Raw genomic sequence first — 18,068 nt, 5'->3', positions numbered from 1 at the left:
CCGCATTGGTGGGGTATCGACATTGACAACAGTGGCCACTAAGCTGCACTTCCGATCAGAATCGCAGGTATTCCATCATCCGGCCAGCGCAACCCCGGGCACGGTGTGGTAATGGATCACCGCTACCTGGCGGCACGGAGGCGTCGGCCGCTCCGGAGGGGGACCGAGCTTGACTGCTGGGGTGTACTTCTCATTCATCGGGATAGACGGCGTCGGGAAATCGACCTTCGCCGGCCTGTTGCACAGCGCATTGACCGCGAATGGCCACGACGCGCGCTTGGTGAGCTGGCGCAGTGAACTCACCGACCAACCCTGGCGTTCCACCCGCACCGTTCAACAGGAATTATGGGTCGAGTCATTCCGTATGATGCATCTCGGCATGGGAGCCGACTTCCAGCCGCCGGCCGACTTCAGTACCTTTCAGCAGGGAGACTGGGAATCCCGATTCGGCTCCGCGTCCATTGCGGAGCGACGCGCCGCCGGCCCTCTGGCGGCCGCCTGGCTCGAATGGTCGGGATACACCGTACTGCGCCACGAATCGATCAGACCACTGCTGGCCCGGGGAATAACGGTAATTGAGGACAGCTCAAGTCTGAAAATGGCTTACAAGGCCATTCAGCACGCCCGCACCCTGAACGACGACCCGGACATGGCTCAGGAGATCGACCGAGCCGAAGAGTCGCTGCTGACCCTGTTCCGTACGTACCCGCCCGATGTCCCGGTCATCGTCTCCGGACCTGTCGATGTCGCCTTCAAATGGCGTACGGAACAGGACGGCACTCTCGGGGTACTGGAAGACATGTCGCCGGTCGGCGGCGCCCGCGGATGGCCGGGATTCCTTGAGCACCAGAGCGCCTCCGACCAGTTCTTCCGCAAGGTCGCCGCGGACTGGGGCTGGCCGCTCTTCGAGGTGACGGACGCGGACCCGGCCGTCAATTTCCCCGCTCTGCTCGCGGGCCTGCGCGAAGTCCCGGCGGCCGCCGCGCTGCTCGACGGGTATCCGTCATGACGCCCGACAGCGAGACCCGGGCGATCCTGGCTCTGGCGCATGTCGCGCCCCGTATCCCCCGGGCAGACGCCGTCGATGCCGTACTCCGCGACGAGAAGAGGGCCCTCTCGGTCCTCCGCGCCAACCAGGTGCTGAGTTACGGCGCCGCCCAGCTCGCCGAGTCCGGGCGGGCACCGACCGGGTCGGTCATCCTGTCCGCGGCGGCCGCCAAGCGCAAGGAACGCGCTCAACTGGACGAACTGTGGTCGCAGATCGGCGAAGCGGTCGCCGAGGCCGGTGTTCCGGTCGCCGGGATCAAAGGCCGGGCGGCCATGTCGCTCTACGAAGAGCCGGCCCTCCGGGACATGTCCGACGTCGATCTGCTGGTCGGCAGCGTGGATGACGCGATGGCGTTGGTCGAGGTGCTGCGCGCCCGCGGCTTCGAGTGGTGGGAGAACGAGCTTCCCTGGGTGAAACGCGACCGGTCGACCGGAAGGATCTACGGCCAGGCGCCCTTGGATCTGGTCCGCGGTACCGAACGGCTCGGGGTCGACCTGCACTTCTCCGGCTATTCCGTCCGGCACTGCCGATTCCTGCCGCTCGACGTGACCGAACCGGGTCTCAACCGGTGGACGCCCTTGGAGAATCTGCCGCTGCTGGTCGGCAACGCGGCGGGCGACTTCCTGATCCGGCAGAAGGACGTCAATGACATTGCGCTGATGCTGGAGCAGCCCGGCTGGGAGTGGGGCGGTGCTCTCCATCGCATCCGGAACGTCGGACTCGGGCCTTTCTGGAATGCCCTCCTGGAGGCGACGGCGCACACCTCCCGTCTTTCCGTCGAAGCCGCCCGCCGCGCCGGTACGCTCGCCCTGCCCGGTGTGCCCCGAGAATCTCCGCCCTTCGCGGTCCCCAGCGCCCGCAGGAGGGTCCGCGGCACCGTGATCGACGCCTATCGCAGTGCTGACGGACCGTTGGCAGGGATGAAACTGGCGGCGGCTTCCTACCGTTACTACCGGCGGCCGCTACGGCTCACCGCCGAACGGTCGTGCACGCACGACGCCGAAGCAGCCGCCCCCGTGCGGCATCTGCGCAACGATGTATGCGTGCGGCTCGTACCCCTGGACATGGTGCATGGCCTCGCCCCGGCATCCCCGCCCCCACCGGAGGAGACCGGCAAACCGGAGAGCTCGTCCGTCCAGGGAAGCACTCGACTGCGTGAACTCGTGGTCTCCGGGCACAGTTTCGCCCAGCTCAACGGTGAGTTGTTCGCCACGACGGTGCACTACGACATCTGCCCCGTCCAGCGCGACGTCGCAGCGGGCGACCTGGGGCGGGACTGATGCGCGCCGTCGAATTCAGAGGCCCCGGAAAAATCGAGATCGTGGAGGTGCCCGACCCGGCCGTCGAGAAACCGACCGATGCCGTGGTCCGCATCGAAGCCGCCGGCGTCTGCGGTTCGGATCTCTGGCAGTACCGCGGACTCGAGCCGCTTCCGGTGGGCGAACGGATGGGGCACGAATTCATCGGCTCGGTCGAATCGATCGGGCCGGCCGTGACATCGGTCCGGCCCGGCGACTGCGTCGTCGCCCCGTTCAGCTACAGCGACGGCGACTGCGCCGCCTGCGCGGGCGGCCTGCCGGTCTCCTGCCCGGCAGGCGGCGTCTGGGGCGATCCGGGAACTCCCGGCGGTGCGCAGGCCGAGGCGATCAGGGTGCCCTTCGCCGATGCGACGCTCGTCCGGCTGCCCGGCGCTGAACTGAGCGCCTCCGACATCCGGCGCTTCCTGCCGCTGGCCGATGTGCTGCCGACCGGCCACCACGCGGCGAGCCGGGCCGGTGTGGGACCCGCGACGCGCGTCGTGGTGATCGGTGACGGCCCCGTCGCGGCCTGCGCCGGCCTCGCCGCGCGAAGACTGGGGGCCGAACAGATCCTGGTGCTGGGACATCATCCGTCCCGCCTGGCCGTGAGCAGGGCAGCGGGCATGGCCGTGGCCGAGGTCAGCGGGCCGGAAGCGGCCGCAGAGCTGGTCCTTGGCATCTTCGGCGGACCGGCGGACGCGGTGCTCGAATGCGTCGGCACCCAGGATTCGGTCGACGCGGCGCTCAGCTGTGTCCGGGACGGCGGCACCCTGAGCTACGTGGGGTGGCCGACGACGGGAGTGTCGATCCCGCTGCGCACGACCTTCGACCGCAACATCACCGTGTGCGGGGGACTGGCGCCGGTGCGGAACTACCTCCCGGAGCTGCTCGCGGACGTCGTGAAGGGAACCATGGACCCGTCATCGGTCATCGACCTGGAACTGCCGCTCGCGGCCGCCGCCGACGCCTATGCCGCCATGGACCGGCGCACTGTGTTGAAAGCCTGCCTCCGCAATTGACGCGTGCGCGCCGTGCGGAAGAACCTGCTCTCTGCAGGCGGTGGAACCAACTGCCCGCCCGAGGCGGCCGACGGGACAGTGGGGCCGGCAGAGAAATGGATGAAGGCGGGGCCGTCGCAATGTCCGGCCGCTTGCATGCCCACCGCTCTGAACGATGTGCTCGTATGTGCCCTACGCCCTGATGGCCAAGAGGATCGTGTCTCCGATGCGTTGATGGAATGCCGGGACAGTCTTGATCCTCAGTGCGATCACCAGGCACGGTGTCGCCGGGGGAGCCGACATGCTCGAAGTAGCTGTCTGTTCGGACAGCGAATTGTTCCGCGCGGGAATTCAACAGTATGTCGACAGTCACCCCGGTGGGGCCGAACTGGTCGACTTCGGGGGGGATCTGGCCCGACTGGTACAGACGCTGAACACGTCGGCAGTGGTGGTCGTCGACGGGCGCTCACATGTCATGGCGCTTTCCGAATTCGCACGTGCCATGGACGGAAGCACCGCGATGGCGCCGCGTATGGTCGTGGTGGGTACCCCGATCACGATCAATGTGGCCATCGCGGTTCTCGAGGGGCCGGCCAGAGGGATCCTTCCCGCCGACTGCCGGCCGTCCGACTTCCACGCCGCTCTGCGGGCGGCCGCGTCCGGTGACTACTACCTGTCGGCCAGTGTCTTCAGCCCGCTCCTCGCCAAGCTGGGCGAAGCCGCCTACGTGGCACGGAACGACACCGCGCTGACCAGCCGTGAGGCGGAGATACTCGGCAAACTCGCGGAGGGAAGGTCCAGCGCCGACATCGCGTCGAGTCTGCGCCTGAGCAAGCGCACGGTCGGCTTCCATGTGTCCAACATCCTGTCGAAGCTGGGAGCGGGCAGCCGTGCCCAGGCTGTCGCGTACGCCTACCAGAGCGGCCTGCTCACACCTCCGTCCCGGCCGTACGGAGGTCCATAGGGGAACCGCCCCGACATCGGACACCGGCCGTGCGGCCTGTCAGGCCAGGTCCCCCAAGCGGTCGAAGGCCGTCCGCACCCGCCGCATCCACCAGGCGACCGCTGCGTCGGAGGGACGGGGCAGCCCCTCGGGCCGATGGGCGGCCGTGGTCAGCAGCACGCCCAACTCGCCCGCGACGGCGTGGTACACGACGGCCAGGTCGAGCACGGGATTCCCTGGCGGCGAATCGGTCAGTTTCAGCCACATCTCCTCGAGCGCGTCCCGCTCCTCGTCGTCGCCCCAGGCGCTGTTGCAGAGGAAGTAGACGAAATCGAGGTCGCCCGGGCCGTAGGTGGCCAGCCCCCAGTCGATGGCGAGCACATCGCAACCCCGCACGCCGAGATTGGGCGGCCGGAGATCACCGTGCAACAGCGTGCTCGGCGCCTCGCGCCCGAGCCGGGTCAGCAGTGCGGACGGATCGGCGACCAGACGGAGCACGGCATCGGAGACCTTCGGATCGGCCCGCTCGGCGAAGGTCTCCCACATCCGGCCGATCAACGTGGGGAAATTGTCGGAGCTGCGCCAGTTCAGCAGCCGCTGCAGCGGTGAGAACACCCGCAGCCGGTCCGCGAGGGTGCACAGACCAGGGTGCGCCTGCCTTCCGAGGAACCCTGCGTGCATGTCGGCGGCCGCCGTGAGGATGTCGCGCGCCATGCGCTGCCGGCCTGCCCTCTGCGCCGAGTCGAGTTCCGCGGAGATGTCGTCCATGACGATGATCCACCCGCTGTCGTGCCGCTGGGCCGAGAGGACCGGAGAACGCAGGCCGGCCGGCAGCGCGGTGTAGACGCCGTCGGTGAAGAGCAGGCCCTCCCGGCCCGCGTCCCGGCTCGCCACGGCAAGCCAGTCCCGACCCGGCCTGACGATCTTGACGACCACGGGCCGCCCGGACGGCAGGCGCGCGCTGAACAAGGCAGCCCCCGACAGCCCGTCGTGCCCGAACTCGGCGACCGAACCGGGAACCACGCCGGCCACGTCGTGCGGGACCAGAGCCGGTGGTTCATGCGGTGCCGCCGACGAGACGAGATGCAGACGTATCCTGCCGGACTCCACGTGCAGCTGGTGCAGTTGGCGCACGGGGAAGCGGGTTCCGCCCTTGACGATCTCGCGCTGCGTCACCACCTCGTAGCCACCGGGCGCGGCAGAAACCGACCACCAGGTCAGTCGTCCGGGCGGGCCGATGACACGGGGCCACGCCGCCAGGACGGCAGACGCTCCGGGGACCACCTCCGCGCGGCCGTCGGCAAAGCTCTCCAGCGTGCATTCCGGGTGATACCACCGCCGCAGGCCGGAACTCCGCCCGGTGGTGAATCCCTTGCGCAGCGCCGCCAGCAGTATTTCAGCCATTGGCCATCACGGGCAGCAGGATTCCATGACGCCCACACTTTTCCCAGAGTGTCTCCGGCCAGGCCGAAAACAACCCTGGCCCGACCCGTGATTCACCTGTCAGTCGAACGGGCCGACCTGGCAGATTTACCAGGGTGCAACTGTTCGTATCCCCAGGGTCGCCAACCTGTCAGAAAGGACGTGGTCCGACGCCCGCACCGACCGTTAGCATATGAAGATCACATAGCGCGAAGACCCATTGTGGAATCGGATGAAAGCGGTTCATGCCGGTTCACGCGACCAGCGAAAACCCCTCGGGAGTCCAGTAGTGGTCGAAATGAAGGGAATAGCGTCATGACATCCACCGGCAAGGCGGACAACTCCGGCCGGCCGTACAAGGAAAGTTGTATGCCGCTGCCGGAGCTCTTTCAGGGGCCCCGCGTCGAGCGTCTGAACTATCGCATCTTCGCCGCCCCCGATGACGCCCTCACCGCTCTCGGCGCGGGCGAGATCGACCTCGTCGACTTTCCCGTCACGAGTTCGGATCCGCTGCCCGAAGGCGTGGCCGTCGATACATGCCGCGACTTCGGGTACTACTTCGTAGCCTTCAACAACAGGCTTGCGCCCACACACTCGAAGGCCTTCCGCCAGGCGTTCGCGTATCTCCTCGACGATGTGAAGAAGACGGTCAGCCGGACGGTGACCTCGGAACGCGTCGAGGTCATGGACAGCATCATGGTCCAGTACTACGGGCGCCTGGTGAACCGCTACCTGCCCCAGTACGCGACCAGCGGTCCGGACGACGCGGTGGCCCGGGCGCTCGCGACCCTGGGCTCCGAACTCGAGGGCCTGGCCGATGACTCCGTCAAGTGCCTGATCACGACGAACGACGCCATCTCCAAGGCGATCATGGTCGCGCTCCGCGATCGTGTCGAGCGGTCACCCGAACTCGCTCGCGTCATCAGCTTCGTCGAGACGACGCGTAACGACGTCGCCACCACCGTCTACTCCGGTGACGAGGGTGAGTGGCACATCTTCTGCGGCTGGCAGTACGTGCAGGACAACCTGTCGCGGTGGAACCCCGGTATGAGCAAGCTGCGCCTGTCGCTGGACTGGACCGCGGACTTCCAGTCCGCCAACAGCCGGACCCGCAACTACCCCGGCTTCAACAGCCCCGAGTACGACCGTGTCGCCCAGCAGTTCCTCACCACGCTGTACCCGCGCGACCTGCGTGGAGCGGTCATCACCGAGGAGCACCTCGAACCGTGGTGGAACAACGCCGAGTTCTGGGCCAAGGGCGGCGACGTGCCCAAGAACGCGGACGCCCTGCTGCTGCTGTGGAAGCTGCAGTGGATGATCGCCGACGAGGCGCCGGTGGTCCCGATGTTCGCGGCGTCCGTGCGCTTCGCCCGGAGTTCGGACGTGCTGGGCATCTGGAACGGTGACCCGCACGAGAGCTTCACCTACCCGGGGGCCAGCCAGCCGATCGAGTCGACGTACCCCGGCGGCACGATGAGCCACTGGACCTTCCAGCGGATCCGCAAGACCGATCCCGCGGTCCAGGAGATCAACCTCGGCGTGACCAACCGCCTGCGCCACATCAACCCGCTCGGGGTCGGCAACTACTGGGACGCCCTCATCTGGAGCCGGATGTACGAGTCCATGCTCGGACTCAACCCGTTCCTGCTCATGAAGGGCGTCGCCGAGGACGCGGTCAACCTCGCCGACTCCTTCCACAGCGAGTTCTTCAGCAGCGGCAAGATCCGCTACGCCCTGCACCTCACCGTCAAGCCCGGCGTCCGCTGGCATGACGGCGAGGACTTCACGGCCGAGGACGTGGCGTTCACCTATCTGTCGATGCTCGGCGCTCGCGGCCGCGAGCTGGCGAAGCGGAACGCCTCCACGGCCGAGTTCGAGTCCGCGCTGGTCAACGAGAAGGAGATCCCCGCGTGGATCGACATGGCGCGCTGGCTGGAGCACATCGAGATGCCGGACGCCAAGTCCATCAGTCTCTACTTCACGCACAGCAGCCGTTACCTGCACGAGTGGTTCGGTGACATGCCCATCGTCCCGATGCACATCTGGCGCCACCTCGGGCCGGACTACACCCAGCCCACGTACCGCGGAACCACGGGCCTGTACGCCATCTCGGACGAGGCGCGCGGAGCCGGCGGCGACGAGTTCGCGGGCTGGCACGGCCTGGTGGGCACCGGACCGTTCCGCTGGACGCCGTCGAGCGACCCGCTGAACACCGGCGGCAGCCTGGTGCGGTTCAGCCACTACCACAATCGGTTGGAACCGATGGAGGGGTGACCCATGAGCATTCAGTACCTCGACCCTGAGAAACGGCTGCCCGAGCACCGTGCGGCGGAACTGACGCGCGCGTTCCAGGCACTGATGAACGCTGACCAGCGAACGGCTCTCGAGCTCATCCTGCCGTCGACCAAGGACGAGGACTCGCTCGTCCGAGCGTTCGGCTTCCACTACCTGGGCGATCTGTACCACTTCCAGTGGGACTTCGATCTGTCCCTGACCGCGTACGAGAAGGCGGCGGACCTGTTCACCGAGAACGGGCACGAGCGAGGCCACGTTCTCAACGCGATGCGGCTCGCCGACATCTACGTCGACCAGGCGGAGTCCAGTGGCGACGCGGCCACGGCCGACATGCGCAGCGCCGAGGAGATGGCACACGCCATGCTCGACGAGGCCCACGCCCAGGCGGAATCCATGGGCGACCAGTTCCTCATCGGCTTCGGTCTGCACTACAAGGCGCTGTTCAAGACGGCCGACGAGGAGTGGCCGGCGGCCGCCGAGACCGCGCAGCGCGCGGTCGAGGTCCGTGCCGCCATGGGCGACAAGATCTTTGTCCTGAGCAGCCAGGCGCTGCTGGCCCGGGCCCGGGCCGAGCTCGGCGACTTCGACTTTGCCGAAGAACTGGCCGAGAGCACCTTCAAGCTGCAGATGGAGCGCGGTCTGCGGGCGCCGAGCCTGGCCACGCTGCAGATCATCGCCGTGATCAACGACCGCAGGTCACTCGCTCGCACCAAAGAACTGACCAGCAAATTCACGGCCGTCGAGCCGATCGCGCGGACTCCGTTCATCTTCGGGGACGTCCCGGAGCAGGAGCTGGCGGTCATGGCCCACTCGGGCGAGACGGTCTCGCCGATCGTCGGATCGGTCAGCCGGACGGACCGCAGGCGCAGTGCGCTGGTCACCGATCCCGAGGTGAAGTTGAGCGCTCTGCACTCCTGAGATCTCCCGCGAGGGGTGTACGGAACCGATGTCCCGTACACCCCCGTCGCTCTGCCTGGCGGAGGGCCATGCCGACCATCGTCGCCGTACATTCGACCGAGGAGTACGCCGCACGGCTCGGCGAGCGTGGCCTTCTTCCGGTCCTCGGTGACCACACCCGCCGACTGGAGAGGCTGATCCGGGCACGGCATGGAGCGGGGACCCTCCATCGGCCGGCCTCGCGGGGTCCCGGGCGGGTGGTGGTGGGTCTCGGATCCGCCGGGGCCATGGCCGGCGCCTGCCATGCGGCGCACAGCGGGAGCCGGCTGATCGAGCTGGCGGGGCTCGACGACTTCAAGGCCTCGCTGCTCGGCGAACTGCCGTCGAGCGTGACCGTGGTGGGGCTCGCGGAGCACTTCGGGCCGGCTGCCATCCGCACCCTTCAGCGGGAGCTGACGGACGCGGAGGTGCCGTGGGGCGTGCTGACCGGGCGCGACCTTCCCGCACTCAGCTGGGTGGTGGCCAAACAGCATCTGTACCGCGGCAACCGCTGGTCGCGTCATCTGTCACTGTCCACCCTCACCGAGACCACGAGCCCCGCAGGCCGGGCCGGTCCCCTCACCAGCCTGCGGAACGAGCAGATCACGCCGGACGTGCTGCGGCGGATGCGCTCGTCGCCGCACGACTTCCTCGCCCTGAGCGGCCACGGCGACCAGGCGGACCTCTATCTGCACGGCGGTTGGCTGTGCAGCAGGGACCTCTCGGGCGCGGCCGCGCTGGTCGACGCGACACGAGGGGACTCGGTGATGAGGTGCTGCGCCGAACAGACCTGCTATCGGGCGCGCATCCACGAGCCGGAAACGGGACTTGCCGCCGAACGAAGCGTGCTGGTGCCCGCCGGGGAACTGCTCGCCGGTGTGCTGTTCCTGAACAGTTGCTACACCCTGCTCGCCGCGCCCGGATACCGGTACCGGCTCGAGAACTCCCTGCTGACCAGGTGCGTGGAGGGGATGACCGGCGCGGTCATCGCGACCGAGATCCAGCGCCGGGCGGATCCGGCGGAGGCACTGCTGGTGTCCGGGCTGCTGTGGAGCGGGCACACGGCCGGTGTGGCGACCCTGGCGCTCAACAGGCTGCAGGCCGACTGCTTCACCGGCTCGCCGGTCTTCGTCCTCTTCGGCGATCCGGATCTGACGATCGGCGACCCACCGGCCGACACCGATGCGGTCGTCGACGCCGCGGCTCGGGGCGACATGACCGCCCGGTTGCCGTCCTCGGCGAGCCATGTCACGTACGCCTCGCTGGCCGGCGGCGGTGACGGTCTACGGGCCGAGCCGGCGGGAGAGCACCGGGACGGGCGGCGGGCGTTCGTCGTCCCGGTGCCGCGGGGAAGAGAGATCGTTGTGGTGTCGGACCGCGGCTCGATGGCCGACGATCCGGTGGTCCGGCTGGGCGGGCTCACCGATCCGGCAGTCGACGCCCGAGGCCTGCGGCTGCTGCAGGACCGTCTCACCGCGCTGACCACGCTGCCGGTACCCGTACCCGACGACGGCGTGGCCCGGGTGGCCCACAGCCTCGCCGCCGCCCTGCGTGCCGTACACCTGCCGCCGCAGCATCCACTCGCCGTCACGGCACGGGAGCGCGCCACAGCAGAGTTGACGAGCCGTCTGGCTCTGACACAAGGAGCCGCCGTACAGCGCATGGTCCGGGAGTGGAGCGACGCGCTCGGCGGCCCGATGATGGCGGTGGACGAGGAGCGAGTCGTCTACGACGCCGTCGAGGAGACGGGGGAGGACTGCCACAGCTGCGGCTCGCCGCTGTTCAGGGTGACCGCCCGGGACGTCTATCTCCCCCGCGTCGAACGCGCTTTGTGGTTGTGCCCGAGCTGCACCGTCGTCGCCGACGTGCCCGCCGACGCCGGCCGGCTCGAGGTCTTCGCGCCGCAGGTCGCCGAACGCAAGGCCCCGTTCCCGGTGTCCGTACGGATGTCCGCACCGTCCGCGGGGCTCCCCGGAACGACAGTGGTGGGCGCCGCGGTGCTCGGCGCCCGGGGGCGCTGCCGGCCGGGAGTGAGCGTCGGACCGGGGCCGGGTCCGGCCGGTCACTGCACTCTGCGTCTGTATGTGCACGCGGACGCCGTGCCGGGCACCTACAACCTGCGCGTGGTGATCATGGATGACCTGGCGTGCTCCTTCCATCTGCAGCCCATCTCACTGCTGAAGTAGCGCTGATTCACGCCAGCTCGAGAGTCGCCTTGGTGCGCGCGGTCTTTTCGGCCCAGGCGAACACGCCGACCGACGCCACGAGATACACCAGGCCGATGACGATTTCCCCGAGCAGGAGACCGCCCACCGCGGACAGGGAATCACCACGTGCGATACGGCGTGCCGCCTCGATTCCCCGGCTCAGCGGCAGGGCCTCACCCAGGACGCGCAGCCAGACGGGCAGTCGGTCCATGCCGATGTTCGCCCCGCTCACCAGCAGCATCAGGAGGGCGACAAGATTGGCGAGGAAGGGGACGTCACGGCTGACCAGACCGATTGCTCCCAGACACAGCCCCAGGCCGGAACAGGCGGAGGCCGCGATCAGCAGCGTCAGGCCCAGGGGAGGAATCCGGTCTGCCGGGATGTGCGCGTCCGTCACCAGGGATCCGAAGAACAGCGTATAGGCGGAGACCAGCAGGCCGTTGACGGCGAACGGGATCAGTCGTCCCACGAATATGCAGATCCGGCTGGCCGGTGATGCCAGCAGCACGGGCAGCGTGCCCGTCGCCCGTTCCTCCGACATGGCGAGCATCGGCCCGTAGACGCAGGCGACGGTACAGCCGACGATCGCGTTCCCGATGACGAAGTACGAGGGATCGGCCGACCCGGCGTAGCGGCCCAGCTCCGCGAAGAAGAGCATCTGCAGTACCGGGGTCACCAGCATCACGGAGATGAACAGGCTGGGCCGCAGCCACTCGAAGAGAGCCCGGTACGAGAGATATCCGCCGAGCAGCAGCAGACGCAGTGGTGCGGTCATCGGGCACCTACCGCAGATGCAGGGTCGCGGTCACCCGGGCCCGCCGTTCCGCGTACCGCAGCAGGAAGGCGCCGCCGATCGCGTAGGCGGCACCCAGCCCGCAGCACGCAGCTGTTCCCGGCCATACGGATGACCCTCCCATCGCCGCGCCGCGCAGCGCGTCCAAGGCCCAGCGCGGAGCGAGCAGTGCACCGAGTGCGGCGAATCCGGGCGAGAGCGTGCTCACCGGAACGAGAAGGCCGCAGACGATCCACACCGGATACTCGAGCATGTTCGTGAACATCCCCGCTTGGCGGTACAGCACGAAAGCGCCGCAGAGCAGGAGCCCGAGCAGGCTCATGCTCACGATCATCACCAGCGTCGCGAGGACGAAGAGCGCGGGATGTGCCAGCTCCAGTGGTACGTCGAAGACCAGTGCGCCGAGTGCGAGGGACCCGGCCATCGAGTACAGCGACAACAGGGCAGCCGCGGTGCAGGACCCCGCCGCCACGGCGAGCAGCGGGACCGGCGCGGCGACCAGGAAGGGCAGAGTGCCCTGTCTGCGCTCCCAGTTGAGCGTCCCCCCGGCCAGAAACAGCACCGAGGTCCAGGAGCCCATCACCGCGGCTCCGAGCATCGTGCCGGTGGTGAGACGTTCCCTGGCACCGGCCTCGAGCATGAAGCCGGTGATCGACGCGTAGACGATCGGCTGCAGCACTGCCGCTATCAGCGAGAACCTGCTCCTCATCAGGAGCTTCGCCGTGAACAACGTGGCCGCCACCGTCGCGCGGGCGTTCTCGGTGGCGGGGCTCACGACAGGTCGCCCGCGGACCGGCTGACCAGCTCGACGTAGGCGTCCTCCAGGGTCGGCTCCCGCCGCGTCGTGGGTCCGATCACGGAGTCACCGAGCAGCTCGGCCAGCGTGTCGCCGGGATCGTGGTCCGGCAGGCAGTGCACCCGCATGACCTGCAACTGGTCACGGTCCTGTACGTCCACGGCGCGCACCATGGGCAGTTGTCGCACCGTGTCGACGAGGTCCGGTCCGACGCCGCGGACCTCGACCTCCACGACCCGGCCCAGTGTGGTGGCCGCCCGCAGCTCCTTCGGCGTGCCCGTGGCGACGATACGGCCCTTGTCGATGACCGCGATCTTGTCGCTGAGCTCCTCGGCCTCGAACATGTAGTGCGTGGTGAGCAGGATCGTCTTGCCGGCGTCCCGGAGCCCGCCGATGACCTGGCGCAGCTCCCGTGCGCCGACGGGATCGATGCCGTTCGTCGGTTCGTCGAGGAGCAGCACCTGCGGATCGTGCAGCAGTCCGCGGGCGAGATGCAGACGCTGCCGCATGCCACGGGAGAAGCCCTCCACGGCGCGGTCCGCGACATCGGAGAGCCGGAACTGTTCGAGCAGCTCCGCCGTCCGGGGGCGGGCGACCCGGGGCGGGATGCCGTACAGCTCGGCGAAATAGCGCAGGTTGTCCCGGGCGGACAGCCGGTCGTAGAGGCCGGAGTCACCGCCGAACACCACGGCGACCGTCCTGCGTACGGCCCGCAGGTCCCGCTGGGCGTCCAGTCCCATGATGCGCGCCGACCCCGAGGTCGGCACCAGCAGCGTGGACAGGATTCGGGTGAGTGTCGTCTTGCCGGCGCCGTTCGGCCCGAGCAGCCCGAACACCATCCCCTGCGGAATCTCCAGGTCGATGCCGTGCAACGCTGTGACCTGCGACGCCGGACGGCCCCGCCCACCGCGCACCCGGAACTCCCGGCGCAGTTCCCGTGTTTCGATCGCCGGCCCGGGGCTCACCGGGCGGCTTCCGAGACGGGGTGCAGGAAGCCGCGATCCACCAGTCCGCGCACGACCTCGTTCGTGTCGTCCCGTGCCCGCGCCGGGGGCATGCCGAGCGTCCGCTCCGCGTGCCCGGCGATCTGTGACGCCGACCAACGGCCGCCGGCACATCCGTAGACGAGGGCGGCGAACGGCTGGAGCTCGGCCGTACGCCCGTCGATATGGGCGACCAGCACACTCCCGTCGTACATCCGCGCAAGCCGGACGTCGAGGCTGCGCCGGACCCGGTCGTGCTCCTCTGCCGTGTCCGGATCCGGAGGGCTCAACCGGGCGTACGTGCAGGCGAGCTGCACACAGCAGTTGAGGGTTTCCGAGAACACCACCAAGTCACGCACATGACCGGCCAGTTCCGTTTCGCCGACGGCGCCGGGTCCGCACAGCGCGCGCTCGAAGTCGTGGAGCAGCGCAGGGCTCCGGTCCGCGTGCTGCAGCCGTTTGTGCCGCCACTTCTCCTGCGTGTTGGTGTCTCCCCGGGAGGCGAGATAGGCGTCGAGCTGCGCCTCCAGACCGAGCCGGGCCTGGAGCAGGGCGTCGTACACCCGGCCCGCACCCAGCCGGGTCACGGCGTCGGTGAAGTACGACTCCGCGTACATCGCCTTGGTCTGTGTGATGTACCGGGCCAGCAGCTCCAGATCGATCCCGGCCCGTATCCGCTCGAATTCGGCTTCCCCGTGGATGGGGCTGCCGATACTGAGACGGTGCAGGAACTCGATCGCCACCGGCCAGATCTCCAGCGTGGGCCGCAGTTCGTGAAAGCGGACCTGCTCTATTGCCCACTCCACATCAGCCGGCGTCCAGTACCGCACGACCACACGGTCGTCGTCGTGCAGCAGATGATGGCTGGCCACCCGTTGCGTACCGCCCGGGACACTGAATCCGCCGATCGGTTTGACGCCCGCGGGGATGTCGCCGATGACGTAGAAGTTGTAGTTCGACCCGGCGCTCGACCAGCCCTCCGCACGGGATCCGCTGACGAAGACGGTCAGTGCGTCATCGGTGGGTAACCCGGCGATCAGTTTCCGGCATGCGTCAATTTCCTGGGCCGCTAATGTCGTACGCCGGCGGCTTGTCGGGGTGGATCGCAAGATCTTTACCTCCAGCGTTACCTGCCGACGGTATGGGCTGGACATCGTGAAGGAGTGTATCCAGGAGATCTAAACGGCTCAAGGCCCGCGGTCTGCCGGGCAGTTGGGCTGTTCCGGCAACACTCGATATTTGCCAGACCTTCCCGGCAGGCCTTCTCGGACTGTGTTCCAGGCGAAAAGCGTTCACCCTGCGGAATCCCCTCTTCCGGCCTCGGTGTCGGCGCATTTCTCGCGTGCGAACCGTCGCGATTCCCTGGCCGGATTCCGTCGTTGACCTCGCAAATTGCCCTACTTAGGATGAACCTGGGCAAGAGCTCGGCCGGAACCCGTCGAGGGAGGCGCCGTCACATGCACCTGTCTGAAGTGCTCAGACTCCGGGCGGTCCCTGCGGCGGGCATCTGTCTCGAAGTGACCAGGCGCTGCCCGCTGCACTGTGCGCACTGCTTCACCGATTCGTCCCTGGAATCGGCCGAACTACCCGCCGACCGCCTGCTGCGCTTCGCCGACACCCTCGCCATCGGGCCGGGTCCGCAGATCGTGGTGATGTCCGGTGGTGAACCGCTGATGAGGCCCGGACTCGTGACCGCACTCGCCGAGCGGGCGCGGACCGCGGGCGCCCGTACCTATCTGCTGTCCGGCGCGTTCTTCGCCACCCGGCCGACGGTGCCCGCGGCTGTTCTCGCCGCCGTCGAGGCGGTCGATCACTTCGCGGTGAGCATGGACGCCTTCCATGAACGCGAGGTCCCCGCAGCAGCCGTGTTCGCCCTGCTCGAACTGCTGCTGTCCCGCGGGGTTTCGACGAGCGTGCAGGCCGTCGCCGGGCACGCCGACGAGTTGATCGGCCGGCTGCGGCACGAGTTCGGCGACCAGGTGCCCGTGCTCGTCACCCCGCTCGTCGCCTCCGGTCGGGCAGCCGCCTGGCACCGCGCTGCCGAGGCGCCCGCGGAGCAGACCCTGGCACCTTGCGCGATGGCGGCCTGGCCGGTGGTCACGTCGACCGGAGCCGTCACGGCCTGCTGCAACGAACAGGTCGTGGCGGGAGCTGCCGCGCCGCACCTGCAACTCGGCAGTATCGACCTCGAAGGCTGGCCGGAGATCCGGCAGCGCTGTCTCACCCTTCCGCTGCCACGCGCACTGCGCACCTTCGGGCCCGGACATCTGGCCGCACGCCACTCCGGGCCGCCCGGGCCGGGATACTGCGCAACCTGTCTGCGGCTGCCCGCTGACGCCGCGACCGGCGAGCGGATCGCAGCCGAACTCGACTCGCCGTTCGGCGTGCTGGCCGAATCGCTGGTGGAGCGCTCGATACGGGACGGCGGTGCGCTCGGCTTCGCGCGCCGCTACGGGGCGCCGGCCTACGCGGAGCTGGTCGAGTCCGGCTCCCGGAACGGAACCTCCGATGGCCCTGACCGCTAGCGACATCGCCCGGACGAGGGCGTCCCCCGGCAGCTCCGCCCTGCTGTTCCTCACCGACCGGTGCCCGGTCGAATGCGCCCACTGCTCGGTCGGTTCGCTGCGCGGCGGTCGCGGCATCACCGACTGGCCCCGCTTCACGGCGCTGGTGGCGTCACTCGCCGCACGCGAGGCGATCCAGGTCGTCGCCGTGTCCGGTGGCGAGCCCTTCGCCGAACGCCGGGGTCTGATCCACGCCGCACAGGAACTCCACGCAGCGGGCAAACACCTGGTGCTCTACACCAGCGGCTACTTCGGCGGAACGGCTGCCGCCGGGTGGGCTGCCGAGGTGCTGCGCCGCGCCGAGACCATCGTCCTCAGCACCGACCGGCACCATCGGGCGCTCGTGCCCGACGAGGCGTGGCTGGCCGCGGCCGTACTCGCCCGGCGAAGCGGAGCCTGGCTGATCGTCCAGACCATCGAGGGCGAGGCGGACCAGGCTCGCGGACTGCTGCACCGCGCCTTCGGCCCCGGCTGGGCCGGCTGGGCAGAGATCGAGGAACAGCCGGGCCTGTCGCACGGACGGGGCGCGGACTGGTTCCCGGCGCCACCGGCCGCGGGCCCCGGGCGCTGCGGTCTGGTGGGCACGGCGGTGGTCCGTTACGACGGTACGGTGAGCGCCTGCTGCAACGAAACGGTGATCATGGGCGGTGGCCCGGCGCGGCTGCGCCGGACGGCGGACTCCGCCCCCGCACTGGACGAGGCGCTCGACGGCTTCGCCGAGGACCCGCTGCTGTGGGCCATCGGCGCCGCCGGTCCCGCAGCGCTCGAGACCGGATCCCCGCAGGGCGGCTTGTGCGCACAGTGCTGGCGGGTGCTGGACCGGTTCCCGCCGACCGGCTCCCATCCCTTCGTCGATGCGTTGCGCGGGCTCAGAGGCGGGTTGTCATGATCGCCGAGAGCACCCGGCTGCGGCTGAAGATCGAGACGGTGGTGCCGGCCCTGGCGGCCGCCGCGCAGCGTGCCTGGGCGCCGCCCAGCCCCGAGCGCTACCGGGAGTTCCTCGCCGTGTGCCACATGGCGATCCGCGCCACCGTGCCGCTGCTGGAGTTCGCGGTGGCCGAATGCGTGGCACGCGGCCGGGACGATGCCGTGGCCGCACGGCTCGCCGGGTACTACCGGGATCAGATCGCCGAGGAACGCGGCCATGACACCGAACTGCTCGCGGATTTCACCGCGGCCGGCGGCGACGCGGCGCTGCTGCTCCGGCGAATCCCCCGCCCCGAGATCGCGTCGCTGGTCGGCGCCCAGTACTACTGGACGCGGCACGGCCACCCGGTGGCGCTCATCGGCCATATCGCCGTACTCGAAGGCTACCCACCGCCGCCGGTCCTGCTCGGCCGGATCAGACGGAGCACGGGTCTGCCGGCCGCGGCCTTCCGAACCCTGGCCCGGCACGCCGAACTCGACCAGCTGCACCGCACGGCACTCGCCGAGCTGCTCGACTCACTGCCGCTCGAGGACCGGCACCGGTCCGCGGCCGGTATAGCTGCCCTACACTCGGTGCAGATGCTCGTCGCCACCCTCGATCGACTCGCCGGCCAGGTCGAAGGAGAGGACAGGACCGCATGAGTGATCCTCACGGCACAGCGGTGCTCGACCAGTTGCGTGCGGCGGGGTTCCCGGTGGACCAGATGCCGGAGCCGCAGCTGGCCACCATGGCCGCGCTCACGCAGGACGAGGCCGACCTGCTGATCTCCCTGAAGTCACGGCTCGACGAGGCGACCCCCGATGTGGTTGCGCACTCCGAGTGGGCCGGGGGTGTGGTCTGGTAGCCGACGGATCGTC

The 18,068-nt window shown here is 68.9% G+C and carries 16 protein-coding genes; 11 read left to right on the top strand and 5 right to left on the bottom strand.

Features of this window, described 5'->3' with window-relative positions:
* Window positions 1–181: 181 nt before the first annotated feature.
* The 4 genes from ACFYW8_RS07670 to ACFYW8_RS07655 all read left to right on the top strand — a co-directional run bounded on the left by ACFYW8_RS07670 (window position 182) and on the right by ACFYW8_RS07655 (window position 4,308).
* Complete coding sequence (locus ACFYW8_RS07670; protein ID WP_389068924.1) at window positions 182–1,009, top strand: hypothetical protein; 828 nt, start codon at window positions 182–184, stop codon at window positions 1,007–1,009.
* Window positions 1,006–2,328 (top strand): nucleotidyltransferase family protein, encoded by a 1,323-nt coding sequence (locus ACFYW8_RS07665; RefSeq protein ID WP_389068922.1) that lies wholly within the window; start codon window positions 1,006–1,008, stop codon window positions 2,326–2,328. The genes ACFYW8_RS07670 and ACFYW8_RS07665 overlap by 4 nt, the downstream gene beginning before the upstream one ends.
* Window positions 2,328–3,365: an alcohol dehydrogenase catalytic domain-containing protein gene (locus ACFYW8_RS07660; protein WP_365868491.1), complete on the top strand. Its 1,038-nt coding sequence runs from the start codon at window positions 2,328–2,330 to the stop codon at window positions 3,363–3,365. The genes ACFYW8_RS07665 and ACFYW8_RS07660 overlap by 1 nt, the downstream gene beginning before the upstream one ends.
* Before the next feature lie 280 nt (window positions 3,366–3,645).
* Window positions 3,646–4,308 (top strand): LuxR C-terminal-related transcriptional regulator, encoded by a 663-nt coding sequence (locus ACFYW8_RS07655; protein ID WP_389068918.1) that lies wholly within the window; start codon window positions 3,646–3,648, stop codon window positions 4,306–4,308.
* A 39-nt stretch (window positions 4,309–4,347) separates the two neighbouring features.
* On the opposite strand, the gene ACFYW8_RS07650 is transcribed toward ACFYW8_RS07655, so the two are convergent.
* A complete protein-coding gene (locus ACFYW8_RS07650) occupies window positions 4,348–5,691 on the bottom strand; it encodes a phosphotransferase (protein WP_389068916.1) in 1,344 nt (447 codons plus the stop codon).
* A gap of 333 nt (window positions 5,692–6,024) precedes the next feature.
* Here ACFYW8_RS07650 and ACFYW8_RS07645 point away from each other — a divergent pair, with 333 nt between their 5' ends.
* From ACFYW8_RS07645 to ACFYW8_RS07635, 3 genes are all read left to right on the top strand, one after another.
* Window positions 6,025–7,983, top strand: coding sequence for an ABC transporter substrate-binding protein (locus ACFYW8_RS07645; protein ID WP_365868485.1), 1,959 nt, complete (start codon window positions 6,025–6,027; stop codon window positions 7,981–7,983).
* Window positions 7,984–7,986: 3 nt separating this feature from the next.
* On the top strand, window positions 7,987–8,922 hold the full coding sequence (locus ACFYW8_RS07640; protein ID WP_389068913.1) for a hypothetical protein: 936 nt from the start codon (window positions 7,987–7,989) through the stop codon (window positions 8,920–8,922).
* Window positions 8,923–8,990: 68 nt separating this feature from the next.
* On the top strand, window positions 8,991–11,126 hold the full coding sequence (locus ACFYW8_RS07635; protein ID WP_389068912.1) for a hypothetical protein: 2,136 nt from the start codon (window positions 8,991–8,993) through the stop codon (window positions 11,124–11,126).
* Window positions 11,127–11,133: 7 nt separating this feature from the next.
* Here ACFYW8_RS07635 and ACFYW8_RS07630 read toward each other — a convergent pair whose 3' ends face one another.
* From ACFYW8_RS07630 to ACFYW8_RS07615, 4 genes are read right to left on the bottom strand one after another with little or no spacing between them, the layout of a single operon-like run.
* Window positions 11,134–11,922, bottom strand: a complete 789-nt coding sequence (locus ACFYW8_RS07630) for an ABC transporter permease (protein WP_389068910.1) — start codon at window positions 11,920–11,922, stop codon at window positions 11,134–11,136.
* A 7-nt stretch (window positions 11,923–11,929) separates the two neighbouring features.
* Complete coding sequence (locus ACFYW8_RS07625; RefSeq protein WP_365868480.1) at window positions 11,930–12,715, bottom strand: ABC transporter permease; 786 nt, start codon at window positions 12,713–12,715, stop codon at window positions 11,930–11,932.
* Window positions 12,712–13,701: an ABC transporter ATP-binding protein gene (locus ACFYW8_RS07620; RefSeq protein ID WP_389068907.1), complete on the bottom strand. Its 990-nt coding sequence runs from the start codon at window positions 13,699–13,701 to the stop codon at window positions 12,712–12,714. Before ACFYW8_RS07620 ends, ACFYW8_RS07625 begins: the two co-directional genes overlap by 4 nt.
* The gene (locus tag ACFYW8_RS07615; RefSeq protein ID WP_389068904.1) at window positions 13,698–14,828 is read right to left on the bottom strand and encodes a hypothetical protein; all 1,131 of its coding nucleotides are present in this window, start codon (window positions 14,826–14,828) and stop codon (window positions 13,698–13,700) included. The genes ACFYW8_RS07620 and ACFYW8_RS07615 overlap by 4 nt, the downstream gene beginning before the upstream one ends.
* A 348-nt stretch (window positions 14,829–15,176) precedes the next feature.
* On the opposite strand from ACFYW8_RS07615, the gene ACFYW8_RS07610 reads away from it, so the two are divergent.
* From ACFYW8_RS07610 to ACFYW8_RS07595, 4 genes are read left to right on the top strand one after another with little or no spacing between them, the layout of a single operon-like run.
* Entirely contained in the window at window positions 15,177–16,244 is a 1,068-nt protein-coding gene (locus ACFYW8_RS07610) for a radical SAM protein (RefSeq protein ID WP_389068902.1), read from the top strand.
* Entirely contained in the window at window positions 16,228–17,172 is a 945-nt protein-coding gene (locus ACFYW8_RS07605) for a 4Fe-4S cluster-binding domain-containing protein (RefSeq protein WP_389068900.1), read from the top strand. Before ACFYW8_RS07610 ends, ACFYW8_RS07605 begins: the two co-directional genes overlap by 17 nt.
* Window positions 17,169–17,852 (top strand): iron-containing redox enzyme family protein, encoded by a 684-nt coding sequence (locus ACFYW8_RS07600; protein WP_365868471.1) that lies wholly within the window; start codon window positions 17,169–17,171, stop codon window positions 17,850–17,852. The genes ACFYW8_RS07605 and ACFYW8_RS07600 overlap by 4 nt, the downstream gene beginning before the upstream one ends.
* A complete protein-coding gene (locus tag ACFYW8_RS07595; protein ID WP_261704515.1) occupies window positions 17,849–18,055 on the top strand; it encodes an aroma-sacti cluster domain-containing protein in 207 nt (68 codons plus the stop codon). Before ACFYW8_RS07600 ends, ACFYW8_RS07595 begins: the two co-directional genes overlap by 4 nt.
* The last annotated feature ends 13 nt before the right edge of the window (window positions 18,056–18,068 follow it).

Origin of the sequence: Streptomyces sp. NPDC002742 (assembly GCF_042888885.1) — a bacterium.
Classification (GTDB): domain Bacteria; phylum Actinomycetota; class Actinomycetes; order Streptomycetales; family Streptomycetaceae; genus Streptomyces.
This window is presented reverse-complemented; position numbering and strand designations above follow the sequence as displayed.

What these genes read in the sequence shown, in the direction of transcription:
- ACFYW8_RS07665 (WP_389068922.1), top strand. Translation starts at nt 1,006, where the DNA reads ATGACGCCCGACAGCGAGACCCGGGCGATCCTGGCTCTGGCGCATGTC.
- ACFYW8_RS07660 (WP_365868491.1), top strand. Translation starts at nt 2,328, where the DNA reads ATGCGCGCCGTCGAATTCAGAGGCCCCGGAAAAATCGAGATCGTGGAG.
- ACFYW8_RS07655 (WP_389068918.1), top strand. Translation starts at nt 3,646, where the DNA reads ATGCTCGAAGTAGCTGTCTGTTCGGACAGCGAATTGTTCCGCGCGGGA.
- ACFYW8_RS07650 (WP_389068916.1), bottom strand. Translation starts at nt 5,691, where the DNA reads ATGGCTGAAATACTGCTGGCGGCGCTGCGCAAGGGATTCACCACCGGG.
- ACFYW8_RS07645 (WP_365868485.1), top strand. Translation starts at nt 6,025, where the DNA reads ATGACATCCACCGGCAAGGCGGACAACTCCGGCCGGCCGTACAAGGAA.
- ACFYW8_RS07640 (WP_389068913.1), top strand. Translation starts at nt 7,987, where the DNA reads ATGAGCATTCAGTACCTCGACCCTGAGAAACGGCTGCCCGAGCACCGT.
- ACFYW8_RS07635 (WP_389068912.1), top strand. Translation starts at nt 8,991, where the DNA reads ATGCCGACCATCGTCGCCGTACATTCGACCGAGGAGTACGCCGCACGG.
- ACFYW8_RS07630 (WP_389068910.1), bottom strand. Translation starts at nt 11,922, where the DNA reads ATGACCGCACCACTGCGTCTGCTGCTGCTCGGCGGATATCTCTCGTAC.
- ACFYW8_RS07610 (WP_389068902.1), top strand. Translation starts at nt 15,177, where the DNA reads ATGCACCTGTCTGAAGTGCTCAGACTCCGGGCGGTCCCTGCGGCGGGC.
- ACFYW8_RS07605 (WP_389068900.1), top strand. Translation starts at nt 16,228, where the DNA reads ATGGCCCTGACCGCTAGCGACATCGCCCGGACGAGGGCGTCCCCCGGC.
- ACFYW8_RS07600 (WP_365868471.1), top strand. Translation starts at nt 17,169, where the DNA reads ATGATCGCCGAGAGCACCCGGCTGCGGCTGAAGATCGAGACGGTGGTG.
- ACFYW8_RS07595 (WP_261704515.1), top strand. Translation starts at nt 17,849, where the DNA reads ATGAGTGATCCTCACGGCACAGCGGTGCTCGACCAGTTGCGTGCGGCG.